We start from the raw sequence: 26350 nt of genomic DNA, 5'->3' as shown, positions 1-26350 counted from the left end.
TTTTTTATATTTCCAACACATCACTTTCAATATTTCTCAATGCCATGCGCACCTCAAATTTAACTCCTGATTTTTTAAGCATATTCGTTACAGTAGCAAAAGCAAGCTCTGGCCTGTTGTTATTCTGGCTTAAATGGCCTAAAAAGGCTATCCCTATAGCTTTCATTTTAAACAGCTTCATGAGAGCATCTGCAGCTGCATCATTAGAAAGATGACCTAAATTAGATAAAATTCTTTTTTTAAGAGGCCAAGGATATGAACCATTCATAAGCATTTCTATATCATGGTTTGCTTCTAAAAGTACTACATCTGAACCTATAAGATGATTTGCAACACCTTTTGTCATATAACCTAAATCAGTAGCAATGGAAATTTTTTTATCGCCACATTTAAAGGAAAAACCTACCGGTTCCATGGCATCATGAGACTTTTTAAAGGGCATTATTTTTACATCCCCAATTTCAAATTCTTCTCCTGTGGTAAAATAGAGTTTATTTTTTTCGGAAATTTCTTTTATATCTTTCTCCATTACCTCCCATGTGGCTTTATTGGCATATATAGGTATATTGTATCTCCTTGAAAGTACCCCGGCTCCGATAATATGATCCTTATGCTCATGAGTTATAAGAATGGCAGATAGACTTTTAGGGTTTATGCCTATGTTAAATAATGCTTTTTCAATTGTTCTACCGCTTAAACCCGCATCAACAAGTATATGTATATCTTTATGATTTATGTAAATAGCATTTCCGCTACTTCCTGACCTCAAAGAACAAAACTTCATAGCTCATATACCCGCATTGCGGGTATCCCCCTTTCTTTTGCTATCACAATTAATTATAACAATTTTTCTAAGGCAAGTGAAGAAATTTTCTTTTTAAAGGAAAAGTAATTATTCACATTCGATCTGTGTGCAAATTTTTCATAGCTTAAAAATTCCTCATAATTCTAACAGAAAGACTTTCAACATTAAATTATCAACATATTCACATATATTTGTGGATAAGTTGATAATTTAAAAAAAATATAAGAGGGGAATAACCCCTCTTATAGGGAAAGGCCTAAATTACGTCCTTCAGAAATAGCGTGGACAATCTTTCTTACTTCTCTAGCATCCCCTATAATATGAAGTTTTTCTTGTGGTAAAAACTTACTGACCTCTTCGTAAAGAGAAGGATCCGGTTTTAAACCCACAGCTAAAACTATAGTATCGGGAAGCGGAAGCTCTTTTTCCCCTTCAGGTGTCTCCACCAAAAGCGCCTTTCCTACTTCTTTTAGACGAGTTTTTACATAAATTTCAACACCTCGTTCTTTTAATCGTTTCATAATGAGAATCTTCTCAAAAACTCCCATGTCTCTTGCTACTTCCTCCAAAAGTTCTATAACCATAACTTTTTTGCCTTGTTCTGAGAGATAATCAGCAGTTTCCATGCCTATTAAGCCGCCACCAATTACAGCAACTTTATCGCCTGCTTGTTTTTCTCCTCTTAATACTTCCACAGCTGTCAAAAAGCCGTATTCTTTAAGTCCGGGAATAGGTGGTACAATTGGCTGTCCTCCTGTCGCAAAGACGACTTCGTCAGCCTCCCATTTTGCTATTTCTTCTGCTGTAACTTTATGATTAAGATTTAAAGTGATACCAACCTTTGGAAGTACATCTTTATAGTATTCCACGATACTTTTCAATTCTTCTTTGTGAGGAGGAACAGAACCGGGCAAAACTTGACCTCCTATCTCCCCTTTTTCCTCATAAATGTATACTTTATGTCCTCTTGCAGCAGCAGTATAAGCTGCTTCCAAGCCTGCAAGTCCAGCACCAATGATAAATACTTTCTTTCCAGGTTGAGATGCTTTTTGTATTTCGATTTCCTCCTCCTTGCCAACTGATGGGTTGAAATTACAGCCAAAACGGCGTCCTGCTCTTAATTCATCTAAACAGCCTTGGTGACAAGCAGCACAACGGCGTATTTCCTTGCTGCGTCCTGAGATAGCCTTTTCTACAAATAGCGGATCAGCCACCAAAGGACGTCCAAGAGCAACTAAATCAGCTCTGCCTGATACCAATATTTCTTCTGCCAATTCTGGCGTATTGATTCGTCCAACAGCGATAACAGGAATATTGACCTGTTCTTTTATCTTTGAAGCAAATTCCCATGCCAATCCTTTTTGCGTTCCCAAAGTTTGTAATGTAATAGCACCAGACTCACAGCTACTTCCTAAAGAAACATCAATAGCAGCAACACCTTTATCTTCTAATATTTTAGCCAGACGGATTGCATCCTCTAATGCCCAACCTCCCGGCACAAATTCATCAGCACTAATGCGTACAATAATTGGAAAATCAACACCTATCTCTTTCTTTATTTCATCTAATATTTCTATCCCAAAGCGAATTCTATTCTCAAAACTGCCACCGTATTCGTCCTCTCTTTTATTAGTATGAGGTGACAAAAACTGGTGAATGAGATAACCATGTCCAAATTGTATTTCTAATGCATCTGCACCAGCTTTATAAGCTCTGACAGCAGATTTTACGTAAGTATTTTGCCATTTCTTTATGTCCTCATGAGGTATTCCTTGTGGTTCAACTCCAATAGTTGGGCAAGCTATTGGAGAAGGTGCGATAAGGGGTAATTTAGTTACCATTGGATTTGCTATCCGCCCCGCATGATTGATGTAGACTGCGACTTTGCTACCAGCCCCCTGTAGGGGGGTAATAAGGTGGCGAAGCCCCTCTACCATTGAATCATCATAAATACCTAATTGACGCGGAATTTCTTTCCCTGAAAGGTCTACATATGCTGATTCTAAAACAATTAAACCTACCCCCCCTTTTGCTCTATTGACATAATATTGAATTAGCTCCTCTGTAACCTGTCCCTCTAGTGTAGCATAACCAGTTTTAACAGGCGCCATTACTACCCGATTTTTTAAATTTAAATTGCCTATTTTTATTGGCTTTGTAAGCTCCATTATATCACTCCTTTTGTGCAGTGCATTTTAAAATAATGTTCATAATTATTAAATTCGACATAAAATAGTCAATTCCTGCTTTGTTAAATTTTTGTCTTTATTTGCTTTGAAATGTAAATTTTATATAATTATGTCTTCTCCACCTTTTCTAAGCCCAAGGATTTCTCTTTCAGAATATTTGGTAGTCCGTAAAATATAAAAAATAACTGAATCTTCGTCTTTGTCTATTATTCTTGAAAGCTCTATTTTTAGTTTTTTAAGATTGGCTTCTGATATTTCGCCTTCTAAAACAGAATTTTGAACCCAGTGAAGGTATTTTCTGCAAGTTTTTAAGACTTTATTGATCCTTTTTTCATTTACATCGTATACTAAAATTAAAAACATATCTTATCACCTAAATTTACCATTGTGAATAAAAGGCTTGTACTGTTCTTCTTCAATCAAGTGTTTTTCCAATTTATACAGCTCTAACCTTATAAGTCTTCTATAAGAAACATTGTTAGAAAGATTCCTGTGTTTAATAGTTGTAGCAAGTTTATCTTCAAATTCCTGCACAAATACTTTTTTCCCTTTTTCTTTGAGTAATAATCCTTCTGCATCTTCTTCAAAGTCTTCTTTAGTAACCATTTTTTGCTAAGCAAGGTAAATATAGTCATATCTACAATGATAGGCTTAAAAATCTCTGAAACATCAAGATTTAAAGAAAAACGTCTAAAATTAGTCGCATGCAAAAAACCTATTCTCGGGTCTAAATGGGTTTTGTATATTTCACTTAAAGTTGTCGTATACATCAAAGAATTTCCAAAGCTTATCAATGTATTCAAAAAATTTTGAGGTGGTCTTTTGCTTCTAAAGTCAAACTTAAAATCTGGGTTTTGAATTATCTCATCAAAAGCCTTATAATAATATTCCCTAATATTACCTTCTATTGCCATTAATTCATTTATTGTAGAAGTTAAATCAACGCTCTCCCCTAATTTTTCTATGGAGTAAATGACATCTTCCAAATCTTTGCCTCTATTTGAATAATATTTCAAAACTTGCTTTATATTCTTGTAAGCTCCTTCGACAAATTTTTGAGCAAGATAAAGCCTTTTACTTCCATCATTATAGTACTCAGCTTGTCTTAATATCATATAGCCTGAGTTTAAATGTTCTCTTGGATAATAAGACCCTACATAATATCCATAATGATTGAAAAAATGAAGTATAATCTCTGATTGTGTTAAAAACTCAAAAAGTCTTTTGTTAAGGCTTACTTCTCCAAAAACCATTATTTCAGAAGTATTTTCTACTGGTATAAATTTTCTTCCATTTTCTCCTTCAAAAAATAGAGTATTATCTTTCCTTTTCAATTCCCCATCTGAAAAAATATAAATCGTTTTTTTCATGACATACAAAACTCCTTATACCCGCAATTTTTACAATATGGAATTTTTATAAAAGTAGGTGGCTTTTCTTTATGCACTATATCTTTAATTTCTTCAATTGCCTTTATAACTTCTATTTCAAATTCTGGTGTAAGTTCTACTACTTCCCTCTTCCTTTCTTCTGGAAAAAAAAGTTGCCCTTTTGCAGTTATTCCGCTTTGCTTTAACTTGTAAAGATAAAATAAAAGTTGCATTTTAGCACTTTCAGCTGCTTTAGAACTTTTCTTTACCTCGCCAATTAAAATATTATCTTTCTCCATTCGCACGAGGTCTAATACCACATTTTCAAAATGAATCTTTTTTCTATCCCTTTGATAAGAATTTTCATCAATAAGCCTACCTATTTCAATATAAGGATGTTCTTGGTCAGGCACTATCTGATGTGCCATAAGCCAAACTTGCCTTTTACAAATGGTATAGCTTTGCACCAATGCCCCTGTAACCTCAAATTCCATAGTATCACCTATAGATTAAATTTCAATTTTATAAATATTTGCATAAATTAACTTTTTTATAAATATAAAAAATCATAATATACCTTTTAAGACTATTTAAAAAGTTTAATGGGCAAATACATTAATTTTTGCAGCCAATTCTTTAATCGGTATATCGTCAATTTTGAATTCATTTAAAAATTCCTCGATTGTATCATACTTTTTTTCTGTTTCTGGCTTATTATATTCGCAAATATAGATTTTGTCATAATACAAAAGTGAATAATCTTTTCCTCCATACTCAAACCCTATTTCCCCCACCTTACTCAAATCCTCAATAAGCTCCTCCAGCGATGAATAAGTATCATACACTTAAATCACCTTCATATCTTATTAATTTCTTATTTAAAATTAGCCGAAATTTAAATTACTTTGTACTACAATTATTCGCAATAAATAATTTAATTAAAAAATTTTATTAAATTATTTATACAATTCATCGCATGTAGGCAAAAACACTTTGACAACAAACACACCATAATCTACGGAGATAAGTTTCAATTCATTATAGACTCTCATGCCGCAAATGCGGCACCAGCAGAGGATGAAAATGTCCTTTTTTGATGATATAATCAGTACAGCGGCTGGTGAAAAAAGGTCGTTCTTACCTTGGTGCTTTGAGCCCGATTTGAAAAAGACCTGGCACTGCTGGATACAATCCCTGGAGTCGGAAGAAGAACTGCGGAACAAATAATAGCCGAAATCGGCACGAATATGGAACAGTTCCCCTCTGCTGCCCATTTGTGTTCTTGGGCAGGGTTGTGTCCAGGTCATAATGAAAGTGCTGGTAAACAAAAGTCTGCAAGAACTCGAAAATGTAACCAAAAATTGCGAAGCTCTCTTATTGAAGCTGCCAGAGCTGCCTCAAGGGCAAAAGATACTTATCTCTCAAGTCAGTACCACCGCATCGCTGCTCGAAGAGGAGCAAACCGTGCAGCAGTTGCAGTGGCACATAGCATTTTAATTATAGTTTATCATATTCTCAAGCAAAAGCAACCATATATTAAATTAGGTCCTACTTATTATGAAGAGAAAAAGCGTAATATGATTATTCGTCAATCTTTAAAAAAGCTAGAGTCTTTAGGTCTTAAGGTCACGGTCGAATCTGCAGTGCCTTAACTTTTAATTTAACTTTATTAACCATTTATTTATCCCATATTTTTACATTGGTATGGGTTTAGTTTTTTGTTGCCTTTTTGAGAAACACTATTTTCAGGATAGGTAGGCTAAAAACAATAAATTTAACGTAGATATTTCTTCGCATATTCTATTGTTTCAATTCCTTATAGGTAGGCTAAAAACTACGCTTCTTTAATTTTTTTAGCATTTAAAGACGACAGTTTCAATTCCTTATAGGTAGGCTAAAAACAATTTCCGGAAGAATTTCAAATAGAAGGCACACCGATGTTTCAATTCCTTATAGGTAGGCTAAAAACGTATCAGATTTATGGAGAAATTGGACTCCAGCATGGTCCGTTTCAATTCCTTATAGGTAGGCTAAAAACTCCTTTATCTTTTGTAATTCCTCAGCAGCTTTCTTGTTTCAATTCCTTATAGGTAGGCTAAAAACATACATTTCAGTAGATTGGAATTTCAAAGAGGTATATTGTTTCAATTCCTTATAGGTAGGCTAAAAACTTTAGTTTTATACTGTCTTTGTGTCACAAGATAATAAGTTTCAATTCCTTATAGGTAGGCTAAAAACACATGTAGGCATTTACTGTCAATTCTCAAATTAAATCTCCAAAGATTTTCAAATTATAATGGCATTTTTTAAGTGCATAAAAATATTTTTTCTCAAATTATTACAGCCTGATTAAAAATTTTTTTCACTTTTTAAGAGCATTACCGCTAAAATATGTTAATATCTGTTATTGGCAATTTGAATTAATTGAGGTATAATAAAAAATGAGAGTAGCGAAAGCTACTACTCTCATAAACTGATTTCATTTTGTGCCTGGTATATTACTTCTTCATCTATTTCTCTTAGCCTTTTAGAATACGCATAGAGTAAAGAAGCTGTTACCAGGTTATTTATTATCCTTGGGAGCCCTTTTGTTAGAGAATATATTGCCTCATATGCTGATGGTGTAAATATATCATCCACCATTCCGGCTATTTTCATTCTTGTTTTTATATAATCTTGAATTTCTTCTTTTTTTAGCCCTTGCATTACATACTTTATAGAAATTCTTTGCCTTAGTGCACTGTTTACATTCAAGGCTAGTTTGTTTCTTATGTGTGGTTGTCCTGAAAGTATCAATATATACGGGTTTTGAGAATCCATATTAAAGTTAAATATTATTCTCAAATCTTCAAGAACATCATTAGAAACCAGTTGTATTTCATCTAATATTATGACAGGAGTTATCTTCTGGCTGTAATAAAGTTCTGTTATCGCTCTTTGTATCTGGTGAAAGAGCGTTACTTTTTTGTATGAAGGTGTTTCGCCTAAAATCATAGCCAATGCTTGATAGAATTCTCTCACTGTGAGTGTAGAAAGGGCAAAGTAACATGGTTTAAATGTAGAACGATTGAGGCTTTCAGCATATCTTCTTAATGCGGTAGATTTGCCTGAATCGGCCTCCCCAACAACAAGTCCTATACCCCTTGTTTCTTGTAAATATTTTAGCCTGGCATTTAATTCAGCAATGTCTTCACTTATGTAAAGGTCGTTTACACTTATCTCTTTAGAAAATGGATTAAATTTCATTCCAAAATATTGGGTAAACATTGTAAACACCTCTTTTTTTAATCAATGATATCATTAAAGGATATTACTGGGGAATTAGGTTTTGCCGCAAAATCCACAGTATCTTCATTTTCGCTTACAACCTTTCTGTCTTCGATATATTCTACAGGAATTTTAGCATTATCATGAAAATTTACCTTATACGCTTCCCCTACTTTTTTGCCTTCATGAAAAAGTAAAAGGGGTGTATTATCCTTAAGCCACTGCGGGTCATATCTGACTTCTAAGCGCATACCTTTAAACTTTTCTTCTGTTTCATAAAGTATATTTTCCACTTTAAGTGTAGCATCTTTGTTTACTTTACGATTTACTCTTATGAGAAAACATTCATTCAACATATCTATGTCACCACACATATTTACCCTTGATATTTGAGACATGAAAAAATCTAAAGGACTCATGCCAATACTGCTGTGTTCTTTTCGGTTGTAATCCTCCTCCAACCATTTAAAAAACATCATATTAAGCTCATCTATACTCTTTATGGATGTAGGATCTATTGTGCTTAAAAATCTCATTCTCACCGTATGAAAGAATCTTTCTACTTTCCCTTTTGAATGAGGTGAAAAGGGCTCAGCATGAATAAGAGATGTACCTAGTGAAGCACAGATATAATCCAATTGAGTGCTTCTATATATCTTTCCATTGTCAGTGTAGAGCATTTTGGGTATTCCCCTTCTTAGCACTGCTTCTTTAAATGAGTCTCTTAAAGCTAAAAAATTCTGGGTATAGTAAAAGCGAGCATAGGTACACAGCCTGGAAGCATCATCTATATATGCAATAAGGTACGTTTGCCTTTTTGTTTTACCTTCTTTAATATATGGCCCATACATGACATCAGTTTGCCACAGTTCATTGATGTATTCATGGGAAAACCTCTTTGTTTTACCCTCTTTTTCTTTATCTAAAGATTTTACAGGAATGTTTTTCAAAAACCTATAGAATGTCGAAAGGGATACTTTATCCGGTGATATTATTCCCTCTCCTATCAATGTCTCATAAAGAAGTTTGTTTGGCATTTCAGGATGTTCAAGCTTCTTTTGCTTTATTTTCTCTGAAAGTTCAAAGTCTATCTTTCTGTATTTGCCTCTGTCGCTTCGATAACCCAGCTTTAACGCTTCTATACCGCCTCTTAAATACTGATATAGCCACCCTCTAAGTGTCTTGGGAGTATATCTTCTCATTCCAAGATAAGGTATCTCAATAGGTTTATCGGAAAGAGCATCAAAATATTCTTTCTGATTTTTTACCTGTCCGTTTAGCACCGGACTTATCAGTGAAAATCTCTTTAATGCTATAGCTTCTCTCGCTTTTTCATCAAGCATTTATATGTTCCCCCTTCACTTTTTTGATTTCTTAATCGTAATTTTAGCTCATACCTGGGGGACATTAAAGGAAAAAGTTATGTTGCTAAGAAAAAATCAAAATTTTTATTTAAATCTTTCGGGTTTAATGCTAAAATTATGTGAGAGAGGCCAGAAATGATTTTTGGCAATGAGCATAAAACCGTTGGGAGAAGAGTGGTACAATGTTTATTATGTCCAAAATCTCTCTGGCCCTCTCTCTTTGTGAGTCAGTCTCAGATAACTTTATGTAAGGGTCTATTTGCCTTAATCCGTATATGATAAAACTTAAATTATTCATTATCCTTTTGGTGTAAAAATATATATGCTGTCTTGAAAATAGTATGGTGGGAAAGTTTCTTTTTAAGTCACTTATGAAAGAACTGAGAGTTTTTTCTCTTGTAAGTGTCTCTTTTAAAGACTTTACAATCATATTGAAAGAATACTGAAAATGGGGAAGACAGAAATCAGGAAGGTAGGAAAGAGTTCTTTTACACACAGGACATATATATCTTCTTATGGCTATTTTTATACAGTTAGGTCCATCTAAATAGTAACGGTAATAAAACCCGTGCTTTTTTAGTTTTACTCTACACTTGCAATCGGGATAAGGACATCTATCTGGTGGGTCAGGAAAATTGTAATCTTTACCTTTATGTAAATATTCTTCAATGTTATCAACATGGAAAATTATTTGCATAAGTAACCTCTCCAATTAAAATTAATGCTAAAGGAATCTGAAAAAATTTTTTTAAATTCCTTTAGCATTAATTTTATCACAAGATTATTTAATCTGAAAAATTTTATCGGTTTTGGGCTAAATTAATTTGAGAAATGACAATTTACCAACTCATGGTCTCCCAAAAGTTTCAATTCCTTATAGGTAGGCTAAAAACGAAGGAGATCTTACTATAACTATTCAAGAGAAACATGGTTTCAATTCCTTATAGGTAGGCTAAAAACAATTGTTAGTGGTAAAATAAAATTACCCGAAAAAGGGAAAGATTTTTCCCCAGTAAGATTGAGAAAATACCCTCTGTAGTTTAAAATAAAAATAAAACTACAGAGGAGGAAATTGCAATGTTGGGGGTAGATATGCATACAACAATTAAAACACTTTTTAAAAGAGGTTATAACAAAACACAAATTGCCCAGATATTAAAAATTGACAGAAAAACTGTAAGAAACATTCTTAAAAAAATTGATGAAGGGGGAACTATAGAAAGAAAACCAACAGCCTCAATATTAGATCCGTATAAAGAATATATAAATATTCAGGCATCAAAAGACTTAAGTGCCATGCGTATATTCCAAGATATGCAAAGAGACTTTGGATATACAGGAAGTTATGACACAGTAAAAAAATATATAAGCAAAATTAAAAAACCAACCCAAACACCATACATGGTACTAAATACTCTTCCAGGAGAAGAAGCACAAGTTGACTTTGGATATATTGGTACCATTAAAGTTAACGGGAAGCATAAAAAAGCATGGGTTTTTGTAATGACACTAAGCTATTCAAGGTATATGTATTGTGATGTCGTATTTAACCAAGCAGTAAAAACATTTATTGACTGCCATAAAAATGCATTCAGATATTTTGGAGGTGTTCCCCAAACAGTAAAAATAGACAACTTAAAAGCAGCAATATTAGAAGCAGACTTTTACGAGCCCACTGTCCAAAAAAATTATGCAGCCTTTGCAGCACACTATGGATTCTGGCCACAGCCATGTAGGGTTAGAACGCCAACAGATAAAGGCAAGGTAGAATCAAATGTCGATTATGTAAAGGATAATTGTTTCAAAAGCAGAGACTTTGAAAATATCGACGAAGCTGTTAACTTTTCGAGGTTATGGCTTGATACCATTGCTAATGTAAGAATACATGGTACAACCAAAAAAGTTCCATTGGAAGTTTTCAAGTCAATTGAAAAAGAAAAACTATTGCCCCTTCCAACAGAGGATTTTATCTTATCAAACTCTGTTAAATGTATAGTTAACACAAACTGCCACATATCCTATAATGGTAATTATTATTCAGTACCATATGCTTACATAGGGCAAGAAGTTGATGCTATAATCGCAAACGGACTAATCAAAATATACTTTAAAGAAAAAGAAATAGCCCTTCATCCAGTATGCACAGAGGATAAAGGGAGATACATAACAAATAATGAACATTATCCTTACAGTAAGAATATATCAAGCAAAGACATTTTGTCAAGGCAAAAAGAAGAAATGAAAGAAATAGGTATACATGCCAATGTGTTCTTTGAAAACTTCATACAGCAGGGCAATCTTAAAAAGTATGACTATAGGGCTATTTCAGGCATATTATCATTAAGAAAGCATTATAGTGACGAAGTAATAAACAATGCATGTTTAAGAGCCATTTCATATAATGCCTACAGCTATAAAATTATAAAGAAAATATGTGAAAAAGGAATAATAGACCTTCCAATAGACACAAATACGAGTTATATAAATCAAGACAAGACCTATGTTTCAAGGGAACTTTATGAATACAACAAACTCATAAATTTAGGAGAATTAAAAAATGAATGATTTATTAACTTCCCGGTTAAAGGATTTAAAGCTATCAGGTATTATTAAAACACTCGAGTCAAGAAATGAAGAAGCACTTAAAAACAGTTTATCATACATGGAATTCTTTGAGATGTTAATCAATGATGAAGTATTAAATAGACAGAATAACAGTAATATCAAAAGAGTTAACAAAGCAAGATTTCCACAGCATAAAACACTTGAAGAATATAATTTTAACTATCAACCATCCATAAATAAAAGATTTATATATAACCTGGCGACCTGTGAATTTGTCCGCAAGAAAGAGAATGTGGCCTTTATAGGCCCGCCGGGAACAGGTAAAAGCCATTTATCAATAGCACTTGGTTTAAAGGCAATATCACAAGGATATAAAGTACTCTTTACCACAGTAAATGAAATGCTAGAAGAATTATATATGTCAAGAGCAGATAACTCCTTTGGGCAGAAATTAAGATATTATACGAGTCCAGACCTTCTCATATTAGACGAATTAGGACTTAAGAAACTTAATCAAAATAGTGTAGATGACTTTTATGAAATAATATCAAAAAGATATGAAAAAGGCTCTGTAATAATAACATCAAATAAAGTTTTCGAAGAATGGGCTAGAATCTTTTACGATCCAGTATTAGCAACTGCTATACTAGATAGATTTGTTCATCACTGTCACTTTGTTGTAATTAAAGGCGAAAGTTACAGAATGAAACAGAGAGAAGGAGTTATTAAATCTATGTCAGAAGAAAACTCTAAAAAAGAATAAACTAAAGTAATGAAGATAATAGCTGATTAATTTTTTACCTTAGGTGGGGAAAAATCTTTCCCATAAGTGGGGAATTTTTATTGACAATAACAAACAATAAAAGTAAAGCAGGAATTACTTAAAAAAATAATGTTTCAATTCCTTATAGGTAGGCTAAAAACCTTATTGAAAGACAGCTGTGATGTAATACTCACACGGTTTCAATTCCTTATAGGTAGGCTAAAAACTTTATTAAATACAACAGTGGAAATACCTCAACAAAAGTTTCAATTCCTTATAGGTAGGCTAAAAACCGGGATCGTCTTCAATATAAATGTCTGCATCAAGCTGGTTTCAATTCCTTATAGGTAGGCTAAAAACTGATTACACTTTTAGAAAAAATAAAGGCCACATATGAGTTTCAATTCCTTATAGGTAGGCTAAAAACTCGATGCAGTAGCTGGTAGTAAAGATGCTATTGATAGTTTCAATTCCTTATAGGTAGGCTAAAAACCGAGCTCTTCCAGCGAATCTGCAGAAACCGAAACAAGTTTCAATTCCTTATAGGTAGGCTAAAAACCTCTTTACGGCCAGTTTTTTAGTGATTGGAATAGATGTTTCAATTCCTTATAGGTAGGCTAAAAACACACACTCCCAGCTCCTGTTGAAGCTGCATTTAATGGTTTCAATTCCTTATAGGTAGGCTAAAAACTATTCACAATCCTAAACCTGCAAAAGAATTAAAATTGTTTCAATTCCTTATAGGTAGGCTAAAAACGATACCCCCTTAATCTTTTTATATTTAAAATTATAAGTTTCAATTCCTTATAGGTAGGCTAAAAACACAGAATTCATCGAAAATATTGGCGAAGCATCAAAAGTTTCAATTCCTTATAGGTAGGCTAAAAACCCGGAACAACTAGAAAAACTCCACAGAATACTGCAAAGTTTCAATTCCTTATAGGTAGGCTAAAAACACGTTAAAAGGCGCATAAAAAGAGGAGAAAAAATTTTTTCTTTATATCTTTCTTGTCAAGTATCTTGGCTTTATTATACCATATTGTCCAATAAAATCAATTACTTTCTAAAAATCAAAAAAATAAAAATGTCGTCGATCTCCAGGCGTTTTTGCACTATTGGGCATCGACGACAAAAAATCAATCTGTAAAAATTAAATTATTAATTTAATAAATATATACAGCCGCCGTTTCGTCAATAAAACCTGTTTCAAAATCATAATACTCTTCAACTTGATTCTTGGGAATCCAGTAAAAATTAGCTTCTATACCATTCCGAGCACTAAATTTTATAGGAGGATTTTTCAAAGCGCGATTTATACAGATTTGTATTATATATTTTCTCATTTTTTTAGTAGTAGTTGTAATAATGCTCTTTTTTTAAAAAATGTAGGTTCTATACCTGAATTTTTACATTCCGTAGGGAATATTCTACATAAAGTTTCTGAACCACAGGCTCCTCGTTTTATATCTTCATATGCATCCAATAATACACTTGCCTCGTCATCAATTTCTACAAAAACATCAACTACTTCACCTATATTTTTAATGAGTTCAAATTCCTTTAATTTTGTAAAATCTAAGCCTATAATTCCTTCCTCCCAAATTTTTTGCGACTTATCAGATACACCTGATTTAATAAGTTCCTCGTAGTATTTTTCAACCAGTTCTTTATATTCAGATTCCCATATACATTCTTTATCTGCCAATAATTTTTTAACGCGATCTATATGGTGAAGATGATATACCTTTTCGTAATCTCTATCAATTTTCAAAATATAAAGTGGTGCTCCTTCTCCTTTTTTCCCTTCTCGGTTAACGCGTCCTGCTGTTTGGATAATGGATTCCAAAGGTGCAAGATCTCTAAATCCAATATCAAAGTCCAAATCTACACCCGCTTCAATAGTTTGAGTTGAAACTAATATTACAGGCTCTTTATTCTCAAGATTTTTTTTAATTTTTTTAATTACTTTTTCTCTCTGTTTTGGAATAATATTGGTTGATAAATAGTAAATTTTTATATTATCATTGATTTCTTTATATTTTTGCTGTTTTTCCCTCAAAAGATTAAAAATTTCAATGCTTCGTTTTATAGTATTAACAACGATAAGAGCTGACTGGTTTTGTTGCCATATTTTCATAAAAAATTCTACAAATTCATTACCATCATTAAATTCATTTTTAAAAAGCGGAAACAATATTGTTCTTTTCTTGTTTTTAAAATATTTATCATGGTTTTTTAAAAGCTCTATAGGTTCTTCTTTCTTTTCATTCAATAACATATCACAAAGCTGTAGTATTTTTGGTTGAGTAGCTGTCATTAAAATAAAACGAGTACCATAAAACTGAGCCAGTTTTCTCAATACTGCTCCAATAAGTGGCATATATTCATCAGGAATTGATTGAATCTCATCTAAAATTACGATACTACCTGCTAATTTGTTAATTTTTTTTAACAAGCGATTTTGGTCTGTAAGTAATGATTGAAATAACTGGACAAAAGTAGTTAAAATTATATCTCCTTCCCACGCCTCTACTTCTAATAATTTACGTTCAACTGGAATAATTTCATCTCCATTTGATCTATTTCCAAAATCGGCAAATTGATGATGTACAATCAAGTGAGCTGTATTGCCAACAACAGCTTCATAATCTTTTTGAGTTTGTTCAATTATATTAATAAAAGGGATTGCAGTAATAATACGCGGTGTATAATTCATTTCTTCCTTTATTCTATTTCGAAGATAAAGAGCACATTGCAAGGAAGCCAGTGTTTTACCAATGCCTGTTGGTGCCGTAATAGTAAAAAAGTGTTGATTTTTTATTTGCTCACTAGTTAGTTCCTGAAGAGTTCTAATCATATCTTTTCTCGCCTCATTTTTTTCACTTGCAAAATTTGTATGTGTATCATTTTTATGCTTTTGCTTAATATAATCTTCCACTCTTTTATCTTCGACCAAACACATTTGCTTTTTTTGAACAGTTCCTGAATCCAATTTATCTGAATCAATTAGTAAAGAAAAAAGATATATTGAGGCAAAATACCACTCCTCATTTTTAAATCTGTTTGATATATATTGAGGCATATAAATGAATAATGTTTCCTCTTTAAGTTCATTTACTTTTAAAATTTCTAAAATTTCCTCTCGTTCCACTGGCCATCTATCATTTAAATCAGCAACTATTGCATCAATATTTTCACGAAGATCTGCAACCTGTACTTCAAGCTTTCCCCATTTCTCATTATCAAAAGATGTATTTATTTCTAAACTCATATGATGTCTAAGTATAACAACATAAGCTAAAAATGCCCAAATTAATTTTGTAATATTTTCTTTTTCGTTAAAAAGATATTTTTTAATCCATAGATAAGCTATACAAGCAGAAATATGCGCATGTTCTTTATACTTATTATGGATATTTTTGACCAAATAATTTTGAAAATATGTTGTATATTTGCCAAAGTCGTGGAAAAATAATATATTTTTTATTAACTCCTTTAATTCACTATTACTTATTTCTTGAAAGGAAACAGACGGTACAAAATTAGTTTCACCAATATTTTTAACAGCAAGTAAATGTTCACTTAAATATTGCTTTAAATTTTGTTTTTGATCATAATGAGCATAATACTCCATTCAAGAACACCTTCTTGTTAATTCCACTTAAAATATATCACTTTGCTACTTTAGCTAATTACTTATTCCATCCATGTTATATATTCATTATTACTTAATTCCATATATTTTGTAACTGTCGCTTTAATGGGATGTGAAAATAAATTTATAAGCATGTTTCCTTTTCCTGTTTCTGTTAAACGTCTATCTTTATCAAATTCAAGAGGAATATCTTCTTTTACAAAGAAATATTTATTATAGCTATCTCTCCCGATTTCGATGTCATTAATATACTTTATTGGAATCACAGAACTAATGGGAATACTGGCCTCATAATTTTTTTCTTCCCCTTCAATTTCTCCTTCATACCTTAGCCAACCTAAATATTGGGCTCCTCCAAGTGATAGAGAAATTCCCTTTGTAATATAAAAATCATTTCCACCAGCTATAAGCTTTCTAAAGTCCTCCATAATACTTTTATCTTTATGATAAAACCAAACCTGATAGTCTATATATCCATTCCTTAAATTTTGTGGAAAAATTATCTCTGTTGGCGTTTGAGTATGAACTCCTTTAGAGCCATTAAAATCATTTATTCCTTCTATTTTTAGTAAGTTCATCTTTTGCACTAATTTTTTTATAGGACTTTTTATCGCTACCGTAATATTACATTTATCAAGTGAAAAGAGTTCATAATACGAATCTCTTTCAAATCCTAAAAGACCTGCTATCATGCCTATTATCGTTGTGCGAGGAGGGATAGAATAAGTTAGTGCAGAAGAATTTGAATGATATCTGCGAAAATGAGCTGCCTTACCTTGCAGATGAAAAGTTAAAAGTCTCATCTTTAGCCCTCCAAATTTATTTAATTACTTCCCATAGGTCTATATATTCATACTCAGGTATACCTACAAGTTGTTCTAATTTAATAAAAGGATAAAACCACCCAATAACTTTATCTATATAACCTTTTTCTTTCATTTGATTTATTACTTCACTTAATTTGCTAAAATCAATTTTTATGTCTTTTATGCTCCGTATTGGTTTTTCCTCATTATATCCCGTCTCTAAAAAACGGCGTAGGTCTCCTAGAAAGCCATCAAATTCAGGTTTGTATATAATTTCTAAATAAAATGCAGGAATTTGTCCTTGCTTACTATCTGTCTGCTAGCATTCCTTGCACAAGAGATTTGCGGAAAATTTCCCTATCCTCTTCTGTCATACCAGTGTATTTTGCACTAAATTTATTGATTGTTCCATAATGGCAAATAAATGCATAGTGTAATTTGTGCTTTTTACCAAAAGTAGAAGCGTCATCATTCATAATCGATGTAATAGTATTAGATTTTACAAGTTGCACGGGATGTAAAGAATATCCCCACGCAATTTGTATAGGTCCTGCATAAGTGCGTGTTACATCTTCTACAGCCATTGCACTTCCAAAAAGTCTTATATCAATAAGAGATGTTTTAATAATATGCGTAAGAACACTATTGTTAACTTGAGTCAAATAATCTTTTCTCTTACTATCCTTTATTTTTTTCTTCAAATCTTCATAAGATTTCACTTCATTTAAACCCAATTCATCCCATAATTGCTTAACTTCATCGTGTCCACTTAAAAATGTTTCCACTTTTTCATTATCAGACAACCACTGGTCATAAATATATTCAAACATTTTATCCATTGGAACCTTTTTATCAGCTAACGTGTCAACAAAAATTTGGAAACCCTTTGCTTTTAGAAAATCTCTAACATCCCTTTTTCGTCTCTCATCACTCACTAATACTGTCGACGTCTCATAATCCATACGTGGTTTATTTTCTTGATCTGGATCACCATTAGGGTTTGTCATAACCGCTTCAAATCCAAAAAGAAACTCGCTATTTTGATTAATTATCATTTTAACCATTCCTCCTCTTTCACTTTTATCAACTCAGTTATTCTTCTATTCGCTCAATTTTTCTAATTCCGCCATTGCAATTTTTTCCTTTTCTACAGCAGACTCCTCCTCCTTTGTTATATCTGGTGTCTTCTGCCCTACCATGTATGCATAGCCAGCCATAATATAGAATACATTGGCCTGGTCACTAAGAGGCCATCTCTTTCTAAGAGGTCCAAAATAATTATGAAAACGGTTTATTAAATTTTCGGCAAATAAAGTCATTTTATCATACTGTCTTAATTTTTCTATTATATCTTCATACAACCTTAATACCTCATTTATGTTCATCCCTTGAAATTGGATTTTTTTGAGTATAGGTTTTGTTTTGTGCTCTTTTATAAATTGTGCTAAAGCTACTCTATAAAGAAGAGTTCCTAGGTAAAATAGAGCTTTTTCTTCATCTGTAAATCCTTGCTGTTCTAAAAAAACTTCTATTTGTTCTACTTGTGCCAAAAGAAATTCTTTTTTTTCATCCATTAATTTCTCACCTTCCCAAAATTGTCGGTTTTTAAAAAAGTATTTATCAACTATTTTAAGTTCTTGTAAAACTTTCATAAGCACTATATAACTCATAATTATAGTTTTGATAAAAAAATCCGTCTTACCTATGTATTTCGTTAATTGCAAGTTTTCATAATTGTCAATTTTACCTTTGGATAGTTGCCATATCCCCTTATCTAATGCTTCAGATGCATAACTATAAATAGTTTCTCTTTCTACCTGATAATCAGATAAAATAGATTTATAAAGAGTAAGTACTCTCCCAATGTCAATTTGTTTTTCTTTTTGATTTACTTTTACTTTCCTAACAGGTATAATGTGATAAATACTACTCAATGAAAAGTACTCAAGATGTGGTTTGATTTTTTTTACTTTTTCTTTAAATAACTCATTTAGTTTAACAAAGCGAGAAAAAGGAATATCTTCAAAAGCATCTAAAAGTTCAACAGATCTTCCATCTGTACGATATATGATAAAATTTACTACGTAAGGATTTTTCTGATCTATTATAGCTTCTGCCTCTACACTTTTTAACCAATTTAAAGAATCGTTGACGTTAAAAGCAAAATCAACATGCTCTTTAATTTTAGAAATATAATTAAAATTAAACTCTCCCATCATACTTTCAGGAAGTATATAAGCACTTTCTCCAGCAATATTTCCTTTAAATTTCTCTTCTATTACCTTTTCACCAATAAGTAAATTTTGATAACATTCGTCGCAAAATGAATACACATCATCATAATTGTCAATAGTACTTTCAAGAAATCGAGCGGAATTTTTGGTCGTAATAGTAAAAAATTTATTTATCCCACTTCTAGAAAACTTTGACGTTTTAGAACTTGATGCCCCAACTTTGCTGTTCCCACAAATATAACAAACGCGTTTTTGTGCTGTTTCAACAGTCTCAATAGAGTTATCTGATGTTCCTTCGCCAATTTTATTTAAGCGTTTAATTAACTCAATATAATCAGGATGTTTAGAAACTATTATTTCGTTGCCATCTTTTATTATGCGTGGCACTACTAAAACATATTTATATTTGCTCTTTCCTTCGCCTCTTATATATTTAATGAAATTTTCATAATTCATTGTTTGGTCCTTTTCGTCTTTTTTGTCCTTAACTAAAATTTTTTTCTTATCGTCGCTTTTAATTTCTATTTCTATATCTTGTGGCAGAATTAGTTTCTTAAAATTTATACACATTTTCCCTTTCTTTTCTTTTAAAAAAACAAATTTATTTTCCTCTAGCTCTTTTAATAATTGATATAATTCACTATTATTCATATTTTCTTTTTCTAATGCCTTATATAAATCCATCCATACTTCAGCCAAAAGGTAATACAATACCTTTACTTCCCTAACTACATAAGTTTGTAACGAAGAACCTGAATTGTTGCCAAAATACTTAAATTCCCTAGTATGTCTTTCATTATAGAGTAGAGGATCATCAAATAGTAGTTTATCCTCATCCAAATTAAAGGTCATAAAAATGTTATAAGCTCTATCTTTCTCGTCTTCTTCTAGCTTTATAGATTTGATGCGAGAATCGAGAACATCTATATCGTCTCTAAACTGTGCACCAATTGCTGCAGTAATTAAAGGCAAATTCATCCTCTCTCCCTCCTTTCTTTCACCCAATTATCTCAAAACACCCAAATCCTTGGGAGTTTTTTGCGCCCAAACCTGTATAGTAAGCAAGTTCTAATAATTCAGGACTGCTTTCTACGTCGTATATACCCATCCATCCCTTCACATACACATTTTTGTATTTAATCATCTTTGAATACCTTCTGTCTTCTTTTTCTGATAAAGGATAAAGCTTAAAATATGGATCTTTCGCTTTTATTTTGTATACTAATTCATACTTTTTAAGCAGATTATTAAGTAAAAGAGGAGAAAATTTTTCATCCCAAGGTGAATAATAATAAGTATATTTTATATCACCATCCTTTAAAGTAGTATACATAACAACTGGAGAAATAAATTTTATCCTTGCTTTATTTTTAAAAACAGGAGGATTGTCTATATTGAGTGAATTCAAAATAAATTTTTGACCATTAAAATGGCAATACTCCTTCTTTAACGCATTTTTTGAAATATCAAATATAAATTCATCTAAAGGAGAGGCAACAGTAAATTTAAAAGGAGATTTTATGCTTATTTTTTTCTGCCCTTTAGAGTTTGTTAAAATCTTGAACTCTCCTTCAATTCTTGAAAAAGTAAATAATTTAAATTTTCTTTTTTCATATTGAAACCCTTCATCATGTAAAAAAGCTGCAAAATCACTATCTCCCATTAGGTCATACAAAAAGCCCTGAACTACATAATTATAATGAATTGGCAATACTAAATTTTTTTCTCCCACAAATTCCAAAGTAATTCTCATAATAACACCTCATAAATTTATTCCAGTGAAGATATGGATATATTGGTTTTACGTGTATATAATTCTACATTAATTCCCATTTTTCCTTCTTAACTTTTAAAAAATTTTTAATGATTTTGTCTAAATTTATTTAATAAATAGTAAACCATAAAACAAAAAAGAAAAGCCCATTTTGAGCTTTTCTCTCTTTACAAAATTTCCTGAAGTGTCTTCCATGCCAGTAATGCACATTTTACACGGGCAGGAAAGTCAGATACTCCTTGCAGTACTTGTGCATCACCTAATTCATCTAAATTTACGTCTTTTTTGTATATCATGTCTATAAATTCTTGCACAAGCCTTAAGGCCTCTTTTTTGTCTTTTCCCTTTATAAGGTCTATCATCATAGAAGTTGAAGCTTGACTTATGGCACATCCATGGCCCGTAAAAGAAGCATCTTCTATAATGTCACCCTTCATTTTTAGATAAAGGGTAATGTCGTCACCACAAAGAGGATTGTGACCTCTTTCTTTGTGAGTGGCATCTTTCATCTCTCTTCTGTGAGGAGAATTCTCATAGTGTTCCATTATAACTTCAGAATAAAGCTGATTTAAATCGCTCATTTAAACCACTTCCTGACTTTTTTTAGTCCTTCCACAAGAGCATCAATATCCTCAAAATCGTTGTAGAGATAAAAGCTTGCTCTTACAGTTGCAGGAACGCCTAAGTATCTCATTAAGGGCTGGCAACAGTGATGTCCACTTCTTACAGCAATTCCTTCTTCATCGAGAATTGTAGCAACATCATGAGGATGAACACCTTCTACATTGAAAGAAATTATCCCTCCTCTTTCCTTCGCATCGTTGGGGCCATACAATTTTACAAAGTCTAATTCTTTCATTTTCTGAAGACCATACTCCAAAAGTTCACCTTCGTGTTTATATATATTGGTAAACCCAATTTTTTCTATATAATCTATGGCAGAAATAAGCACATACGCTCCCTCTATATTAGGAGTACCTGCTTCAAATTTAAGAGGGGAAGGTGCAAATGTGGAATGGTCCTCATAAACCTCGTCTATCATTTCTCCTCCTCTTAAAAATGGCGGTACCTCTTTAAGTAAATCTTCTTTTATATATAAAACCCCAATCCCCATAGGTCCTAACATCTTGTGACCAGAGAAGGCAAAAAAGTCACAATCTATCTTTTGTACATCAAAAGGCATATGAGGTACACTTTGTGCTCCATCTATTAATACTTTTGCCCCGTATTTGTGGGCAATATGTGTAATCTCCTCCACAGGATTTATTATTCCCAAAACATTTGACATATGCTGCACAGCAACTAATTTTACTTTTTCAGACATTTTTTCTTTAAAGTCTTTCATAGAAAGCCTAAAATTTTCATCAAGATGGACATACTTAAGCTTTGCCCCTTTAGCTTCTGCTACCATCTGCCATGGGAGTATATTACTGTGGTGTTCAGCTATGGTAAGTAGTATTTCGTCTCCTTCGTTTATATATTTCATTCCCCACGTGTATGCTATAAAGTTTATGGATTCTGTGGTATTTCTTGTAAAAACTATAGATTCCACACTTTTAGCATTAATAAATTTTTTTACTCTTTCTCTTGCCTCTTCATAAGCTTGTGTAGAAAGAACACTTAAATAGTGGGGGCTTCTGTATACATTGGCGTTTAATTCTTCATAATATTTATCCATAGCCTTTATTACTTCAATTGGCTTTTGTGTTGTAGCGGCATTGTCAAGATATACAAGCCTTTTTCCATGGGGCGTAACACTCAATATAGGAAAGTCTTTTTTTATTCTTTCAATATCAATATTTTTCACCTTATAATCCTCCTTCCTATATGACCTTTTATGATGATTTCTCTTACAGGGTCATAAGGAATCAAGTCTATAACAGGATTTAATATGGCTTGAACCATTAAAAGCCTTGCCTCTTCTAAACTAAAGCCTCTGCTCATCACATAATAGAGTTTGTCTTCATCTATTTGCCCTGCACTAGCTGAGTGGTTTGCCTGTACATCATCTTCTCCGCAGTAAAGAGCAGGAATTGCAACGGATTTTACAGTTTTGTCTAATAAAAGTACTGTCTCATTTTCTTCAGCTTTTGCCTTTTTTGCACCTTTTTTAATGTCAATATTCCCCACAAAGGTAGCCTTTGCACTTCCTTTTAAGGCTCCTTTTAAGTTTACACTGCTGGTAGTTTTAGGAGCTTGGTGGTATACTTTATAAGCCATGTCATATTTTTGACTATCCACACCTAAAAAAATGGATTTGGAAGTAAAGGTACCTCCTACCTCATCAAGATATACCGCCACATCAAAAGCGCTTACTTTAGAACCTATAACAACATTTGACCAGTTGACCATAGCATTTTTCCCTACAATTACAAGGTTGTTGTCAAAGTCGTTGAATTCGTCTCCCAATCTTTGTATTTTTACTATATTTACAGTAGAACCTTCTTTTGCAATCACCTGCGTTATGCCATTGTGAAAGCCTTTTGTACCTGAATTATAGTCAAAAACGATTGTAACTTGCGAATTAGCTTCCGCTTCAATTATGTTATAATCAATCAATGTGTCATTTTGTTCATTTGTTATATAATCAATCACTATAGGTTTTTCAACATTACTGTTTTGAGAAATCTCAATGTGAAAACCTGCATTATAAAAATCTTTTACCATATTTATAAATTTGCCTTCTATGCCAAAAGTTTTATCCCTTAAAGCCAATATCTCTGCCGGCAATCCAGCTAATTTCTTTGTCTCTTTTATTTTTACTGTATCATGAGACAAATCTTTTATTATTGCTGAAGTGTATTCTTTATAAGAAGGCTGTCGTATTTCCTCCATACTAACTCTCTTCCACATATTTTCACTCCTATCCTATTGCGCCTTCCAGCTCAAGTTTAATGAGCCTATTCATCTCCACCGCGTATTCCAATGGTAAAGCTTTAGCTATAGGCTCAACAAAACCTCTTACAATCATAGCCCTTGCATCGTCTTCGCTTAAACCTCTGGACATGAGGTAAAATATCTGTTCATCGCTTATTCTTCCCACTTTTGCCTCATGACCAATGTCCACATTGTCATTTTCTATTTCTATTACTGGCATTGTATCAGACCTTGAAATATCGTCCAACATCAAGCCTTCACACTGGACAGAAGCCTTTGCACTTTCCGCATTAGGTCCTATTTTGAGAAGTCCTCTATAGCTTGATATTCCACCATCTTTTGATATACTCTTTGCTAAAACCTTTGAAGAAGTATGAGGAGCTAAGTGTATCATTTTTGAACCAGTATCTAAATGTTGCCCTTTTGCAGCAAAAGTCACACCAGTGTATTCCGCCTTTGCTCCTTCTCCTTTTAATATAGAAGCAGGATAAAGCATTGTCTTGTGGCTTCCAAAAGAGCCGGATATCCACTCTATAATGCCGTCTTTTTCAACAATTGCCCTTTTTGTATTTAGATTATAAGTATTTTTACTCCAGTTTTCTATAGTAGAATAAATTATGCGAGCCCCTTCATTTACAAAAAGTTCTACACAACCTGCATGTAAGTTTGAAACAGAATATTGTGGTGCAGAACAGCCTTCTATAAAGTGTACTTCACTACCTTTGTCAGCAATTATGAGAGTGTGCTCAAACTGTCCGCTTCCTGGTGCATTCATTCTAAAATAAGCCTGAAGTGGAACCTCCACTTTGACTCCTTCTGGAACATAAACAAATGTGCCTCCGCTCCATATTGCAGCGTGAAGGGCTGCAAATTTGTGGTCATAAGGCGTCACGTTTTTTGTCATAAAATACTCTTTTATTATGTCAGGATATTTTTTTACTGCAGTGTCCATGTCCTCAAATATGACACCTTGTTGAGTAAGGCTTTCTTTAATATTGTGATATACAACTTCAGAGTCGTATTGAGCACCTACTCCCGCCAATGCTTTTCTTTCCGCCTCAGGAATCCCCAACCTTTCAAAAGTACGCCTTATTTCTTCTGGAACTTCATCCCACGACCTTTGCATTTTTGCACTTGGCCGTATATAGGCGATAATAGAATCTATGTCAAGTTGACTTAAATCAACACCCCATGTGGGCATAGGCATTTTTTGATATATCTCCAAGGCTTTTAATCGAAAGTCCCTCATCCAAGAAGGTTCATTCTTTTGCTCAGATATTTCTAAAACAACTTCTTTAGAAAGTCCTTTACCTGTCTGATACTCATACTTTACGTTGTCTTTGACGTCGTATATACTAAAATCTATTTCCTTTATATCTGGTTTTTTCATTATTTTCGCCTCCTATGGGTTACACGCCATTTCTCACAAAGTCATAACCCTTTTCTTCAAGAATCTTTGCAAGGTCCTTGTCACCGCTTTTTACAATCTTTCCATCCATTAAAACAGATATTACATCCGGCTCAAGGTAATCCAATATCCTGTTGTAGTGGGTGACTATTAAGATAGACATCTCTTCAGTCTTTAACTTTTTAACCGCTTCTGCCACAACTTTTAAAGCATCTATATCAAGACCGGAGTCAATTTCGTCCAGCATTACAAGTTTAGGCTTTAGAAAAGCCATCTGGAGTATCTCAGTTTTTTTCTTTTCTCCTCCAGAAAAACCTACATTTAAATACCTACTTCTGTACTCGGAATTCATGTCTAAAAGCTCTAATGTGTTTTTCATGTCTTTTGCAAATTGAAGCATCGACATATTTTGGCCTGTTACAATATTAACAGAGGTCCTTATAAAATTATCCACTGTTATGCCGGGTATTTCTTCAGGGTACTGAAAAGACAAAAAGATGCCTTTTTTTGCCCTTTCATTGACTTTTAGATTTGTTATATCTTCTCCTTCAAATAAAATCTGCCCTGAAGTCACTTTATATTTAGGATTCCCCATGATGGAATTGCACAACGTGCTTTTACCACCACCATTGGGTCCCATAATTGCATGTATTTCTCCTTTTTTTATTGCTAAATTAAGCCCTTTAAGGATATATTTGTCCTCAATTTCTACATGCAAATCCTTTATTTCTAACAATGTTTCCCTCATCTTTTACAACTCCTTTTTAATTCCGACTATTTTAATAGGAATACTCAAGCAATACTATTATACACCACCTAAACAACCAAATCAATAGAAAAAGTCACAAAATTGATAATTATTTTCATTTAATAAACATATGTCAATAATTATCTATAAAAATATAAGAAGTCGGGACTTTAATTTCCCCGACTTCTTATATTTCGTCAACTTCCACAAACTTAGCCAGTATGTCGTCTACTGGAATTATGAGATATTCCTCTCCCTCGTGTTTTATCTTTGTACCCGAAAACTCTTTATATATAACCCTATCCCCTACAGCAAGCTCATCGGAGGCACCAGCTGCAAGAGCTTCAATTACTCCCTGATTTAATTTTTCTTCAGCGGTCTTGGGAATTATTACTCCGCCTATCTTTTTCTCTTCAGGCTCTTTTTCCAATTTAATAAGTGCATGGCCATTTATAGGTTGTACTTTTGTCATAACTCCTTCTCCTTTCTTTTATTTTTTTTACCGTCCATTATCACATTATTTAT

The 26350-nt window shown here is 32.8% G+C and carries 22 protein-coding genes, 1 pseudogene and 2 CRISPR repeat arrays; of the genes and pseudogenes, 3 read left to right on the top strand and 20 right to left on the bottom strand.

Going from position 1 to position 26350, the window contains the following annotated elements:
* Positions 1-4: 4 nt before the first annotated feature.
* From THYS13_RS10705 to THYS13_RS10680, 6 genes are all read right to left on the bottom strand, one after another.
* Entirely contained in the window at positions 5-784 is a 780-nt protein-coding gene (locus tag THYS13_RS10705; protein ID WP_042834513.1) for an MBL fold metallo-hydrolase, read from the bottom strand.
* Between the two features lie 263 nt (positions 785-1047).
* Positions 1048-2973, bottom strand: a complete 1926-nt coding sequence (locus THYS13_RS10700; RefSeq protein WP_042834512.1) for an NAD(P)/FAD-dependent oxidoreductase — start codon at positions 2971-2973, stop codon at positions 1048-1050.
* A 120-nt stretch (positions 2974-3093) separates the two neighbouring features.
* Positions 3094-3357 carry a CRISPR-associated endonuclease Cas2 gene (cas2, locus tag THYS13_RS10695; protein WP_042834510.1) on the bottom strand — a complete coding sequence of 88 codons (264 nt, stop codon included), beginning with the start codon at positions 3355-3357 and terminating at the stop codon, positions 3094-3096.
* 89 nt (positions 3358-3446) lie between these two features.
* Positions 3447-4364 carry a type I-B CRISPR-associated endonuclease Cas1b gene (cas1b, locus tag THYS13_RS10690; RefSeq protein WP_082990411.1) on the bottom strand — a complete coding sequence of 306 codons (918 nt, stop codon included), beginning with the start codon at positions 4362-4364 and terminating at the stop codon, positions 3447-3449.
* A complete protein-coding gene (cas4, locus tag THYS13_RS10685; RefSeq protein ID WP_042834509.1) occupies positions 4361-4858 on the bottom strand; it encodes a CRISPR-associated protein Cas4 in 498 nt (165 codons plus the stop codon). Before cas4 ends, cas1b begins: the two co-directional genes overlap by 4 nt.
* A gap of 105 nt (positions 4859-4963) precedes the next feature.
* A complete protein-coding gene (locus THYS13_RS10680) occupies positions 4964-5209 on the bottom strand; it encodes a hypothetical protein (protein ID WP_042834508.1) in 246 nt (81 codons plus the stop codon).
* Between the two features lie 315 nt (positions 5210-5524).
* Between THYS13_RS10680 and THYS13_RS10675 the strand changes: the two are divergent.
* A pseudogene (locus THYS13_RS10675) lies at positions 5525-6016 on the top strand (IS110 family transposase); the annotation flags it as partial.
* An 85-nt stretch (positions 6017-6101) separates the two neighbouring features.
* A CRISPR array of direct repeats spans positions 6102-6602; the repeat unit is 30 nt; unit sequence GTTTCAATTCCTTATAGGTAGGCTAAAAAC.
* Between the two features lie 228 nt (positions 6603-6830).
* Here THYS13_RS10675 and THYS13_RS10670 read toward each other — a convergent pair.
* The 3 genes from THYS13_RS10670 to THYS13_RS10660 form a co-directional block, all read right to left on the bottom strand.
* Positions 6831-7631: an ExeA family protein gene (locus tag THYS13_RS10670; RefSeq protein ID WP_042834507.1), complete on the bottom strand. Its 801-nt coding sequence runs from the start codon at positions 7629-7631 to the stop codon at positions 6831-6833.
* Between the two features lie 17 nt (positions 7632-7648).
* Positions 7649-8974, bottom strand: a complete 1326-nt coding sequence (locus THYS13_RS10665) for a DDE-type integrase/transposase/recombinase (RefSeq protein ID WP_042833707.1) — start codon at positions 8972-8974, stop codon at positions 7649-7651.
* 136 nt (positions 8975-9110) lie between these two features.
* A complete protein-coding gene (locus tag THYS13_RS10660; RefSeq protein WP_042834506.1) occupies positions 9111-9692 on the bottom strand; it encodes a DUF6431 domain-containing protein in 582 nt (193 codons plus the stop codon).
* A gap of 395 nt (positions 9693-10087) precedes the next feature.
* Here THYS13_RS10660 and istA point away from each other — a divergent pair, with 395 nt between their 5' ends.
* Positions 10088-11560, top strand: coding sequence for an IS21 family transposase (gene istA / locus THYS13_RS10655; RefSeq protein WP_082990393.1), 1473 nt, complete (start codon positions 10088-10090; stop codon positions 11558-11560).
* A complete protein-coding gene (gene istB / locus THYS13_RS10650; protein ID WP_042832981.1) occupies positions 11553-12323 on the top strand; it encodes an IS21-like element helper ATPase IstB in 771 nt (256 codons plus the stop codon). Before istA ends, istB begins: the two co-directional genes overlap by 8 nt.
* Positions 12324-12454: 131 nt before the next feature.
* Positions 12455-13279: direct repeats of the CRISPR family, unit length 30 nt; unit sequence GTTTCAATTCCTTATAGGTAGGCTAAAAAC.
* A 383-nt stretch (positions 13280-13662) separates the two neighbouring features.
* Here istB and THYS13_RS10640 read toward each other — a convergent pair.
* From THYS13_RS10640 to THYS13_RS10590, 11 genes are all read right to left on the bottom strand, one after another.
* Positions 13663-15957: a CRISPR-associated helicase/endonuclease Cas3 gene (locus THYS13_RS10640; RefSeq protein ID WP_042834504.1), complete on the bottom strand. Its 2295-nt coding sequence runs from the start codon at positions 15955-15957 to the stop codon at positions 13663-13665.
* Positions 15958-16019: 62 nt separating this feature from the next.
* On the bottom strand, positions 16020-16781 hold the full coding sequence (cas5, locus tag THYS13_RS10635; protein ID WP_042834503.1) for a CRISPR-associated protein Cas5: 762 nt from the start codon (positions 16779-16781) through the stop codon (positions 16020-16022).
* A 311-nt stretch (positions 16782-17092) separates the two neighbouring features.
* Positions 17093-17839 carry a CRISPR-associated protein gene (locus THYS13_RS10630; protein ID WP_201035683.1) on the bottom strand — a complete coding sequence of 249 codons (747 nt, stop codon included), beginning with the start codon at positions 17837-17839 and terminating at the stop codon, positions 17093-17095.
* Positions 17840-17884: 45 nt separating this feature from the next.
* A complete protein-coding gene (locus THYS13_RS10625) occupies positions 17885-19996 on the bottom strand; it encodes a TM1802 family CRISPR-associated protein (protein ID WP_042834502.1) in 2112 nt (703 codons plus the stop codon).
* A gap of 19 nt (positions 19997-20015) precedes the next feature.
* Positions 20016-20771 carry a CRISPR-associated endoribonuclease Cas6 gene (gene cas6, locus THYS13_RS10620; RefSeq protein WP_042834501.1) on the bottom strand — a complete coding sequence of 252 codons (756 nt, stop codon included), beginning with the start codon at positions 20769-20771 and terminating at the stop codon, positions 20016-20018.
* A 188-nt stretch (positions 20772-20959) separates the two neighbouring features.
* Complete coding sequence (gene sufU, locus THYS13_RS10615) at positions 20960-21373, bottom strand: Fe-S cluster assembly sulfur transfer protein SufU (RefSeq protein WP_042834500.1); 414 nt, start codon at positions 21371-21373, stop codon at positions 20960-20962.
* Complete coding sequence (locus THYS13_RS10610) at positions 21370-22599, bottom strand: cysteine desulfurase (protein WP_042834499.1); 1230 nt, start codon at positions 22597-22599, stop codon at positions 21370-21372. Before THYS13_RS10610 ends, sufU begins: the two co-directional genes overlap by 4 nt.
* Positions 22596-23645, bottom strand: a complete 1050-nt coding sequence (sufD, locus tag THYS13_RS10605; protein ID WP_042834498.1) for a Fe-S cluster assembly protein SufD — start codon at positions 23643-23645, stop codon at positions 22596-22598. Before sufD ends, THYS13_RS10610 begins: the two co-directional genes overlap by 4 nt.
* 10 nt (positions 23646-23655) lie before the next feature.
* On the bottom strand, positions 23656-25059 hold the full coding sequence (sufB, locus tag THYS13_RS10600) for a Fe-S cluster assembly protein SufB (protein WP_042834497.1): 1404 nt from the start codon (positions 25057-25059) through the stop codon (positions 23656-23658).
* A 19-nt stretch (positions 25060-25078) separates the two neighbouring features.
* Positions 25079-25825 (bottom strand): Fe-S cluster assembly ATPase SufC, encoded by a 747-nt coding sequence (gene sufC / locus THYS13_RS10595; RefSeq protein ID WP_042834496.1) that lies wholly within the window; start codon positions 25823-25825, stop codon positions 25079-25081.
* A gap of 187 nt (positions 25826-26012) precedes the next feature.
* Positions 26013-26297 (bottom strand): co-chaperone GroES, encoded by a 285-nt coding sequence (locus THYS13_RS10590; RefSeq protein WP_042834495.1) that lies wholly within the window; start codon positions 26295-26297, stop codon positions 26013-26015.
* Positions 26298-26350 lie beyond the last annotated feature (53 nt).

Source organism: Thermoanaerobacter sp. YS13, from assembly GCF_000806225.2.
GTDB lineage: Bacteria > Bacillota > Thermoanaerobacteria > Thermoanaerobacterales > Thermoanaerobacteraceae > Thermoanaerobacter > Thermoanaerobacter uzonensis.
Note: the sequence above shows the minus strand (reverse complement) of the source record. Positions and strands in the feature narration are given on the sequence as shown.

What these genes read in the sequence shown, in the direction of transcription:
- THYS13_RS10705 (WP_042834513.1), bottom strand. Translation starts at nt 784, where the DNA reads ATGAAGTTTTGTTCTTTGAGGTCAGGAAGTAGCGGAAATGCTATTTAC.
- THYS13_RS10700 (WP_042834512.1), bottom strand. Translation starts at nt 2,973, where the DNA reads ATGGAGCTTACAAAGCCAATAAAAATAGGCAATTTAAATTTAAAAAAT.
- cas2 (WP_042834510.1), bottom strand. Translation starts at nt 3,357, where the DNA reads ATGTTTTTAATTTTAGTATACGATGTAAATGAAAAAAGGATCAATAAA.
- cas1b (WP_082990411.1), bottom strand. Translation starts at nt 4,364, where the DNA reads ATGAAAAAAACGATTTATATTTTTTCAGATGGGGAATTGAAAAGGAAA.
- cas4 (WP_042834509.1), bottom strand. Translation starts at nt 4,858, where the DNA reads ATGGAATTTGAGGTTACAGGGGCATTGGTGCAAAGCTATACCATTTGT.
- THYS13_RS10670 (WP_042834507.1), bottom strand. Translation starts at nt 7,631, where the DNA reads ATGTTTACCCAATATTTTGGAATGAAATTTAATCCATTTTCTAAAGAG.
- THYS13_RS10665 (WP_042833707.1), bottom strand. Translation starts at nt 8,974, where the DNA reads ATGCTTGATGAAAAAGCGAGAGAAGCTATAGCATTAAAGAGATTTTCA.
- THYS13_RS10660 (WP_042834506.1), bottom strand. Translation starts at nt 9,692, where the DNA reads ATGCAAATAATTTTCCATGTTGATAACATTGAAGAATATTTACATAAA.
- istA (WP_082990393.1), top strand. Translation starts at nt 10,088, where the DNA reads ATGCATACAACAATTAAAACACTTTTTAAAAGAGGTTATAACAAAACA.
- istB (WP_042832981.1), top strand. Translation starts at nt 11,553, where the DNA reads ATGAATGATTTATTAACTTCCCGGTTAAAGGATTTAAAGCTATCAGGT.
- THYS13_RS10640 (WP_042834504.1), bottom strand. Translation starts at nt 15,957, where the DNA reads ATGGAGTATTATGCTCATTATGATCAAAAACAAAATTTAAAGCAATAT.
- cas5 (WP_042834503.1), bottom strand. Translation starts at nt 16,781, where the DNA reads ATGAGACTTTTAACTTTTCATCTGCAAGGTAAGGCAGCTCATTTTCGC.
- THYS13_RS10630 (WP_201035683.1), bottom strand. Translation starts at nt 17,839, where the DNA reads ATGATAATTAATCAAAATAGCGAGTTTCTTTTTGGATTTGAAGCGGTT.
- THYS13_RS10625 (WP_042834502.1), bottom strand. Translation starts at nt 19,996, where the DNA reads ATGAATTTGCCTTTAATTACTGCAGCAATTGGTGCACAGTTTAGAGAC.
- cas6 (WP_042834501.1), bottom strand. Translation starts at nt 20,771, where the DNA reads ATGAGAATTACTTTGGAATTTGTGGGAGAAAAAAATTTAGTATTGCCA.
- sufU (WP_042834500.1), bottom strand. Translation starts at nt 21,373, where the DNA reads ATGAGCGATTTAAATCAGCTTTATTCTGAAGTTATAATGGAACACTAT.
- sufD (WP_042834498.1), bottom strand. Translation starts at nt 23,645, where the DNA reads ATGTGGAAGAGAGTTAGTATGGAGGAAATACGACAGCCTTCTTATAAA.
- sufB (WP_042834497.1), bottom strand. Translation starts at nt 25,059, where the DNA reads ATGAAAAAACCAGATATAAAGGAAATAGATTTTAGTATATACGACGTC.
- sufC (WP_042834496.1), bottom strand. Translation starts at nt 25,825, where the DNA reads ATGAGGGAAACATTGTTAGAAATAAAGGATTTGCATGTAGAAATTGAG.
- THYS13_RS10590 (WP_042834495.1), bottom strand. Translation starts at nt 26,297, where the DNA reads ATGACAAAAGTACAACCTATAAATGGCCATGCACTTATTAAATTGGAA.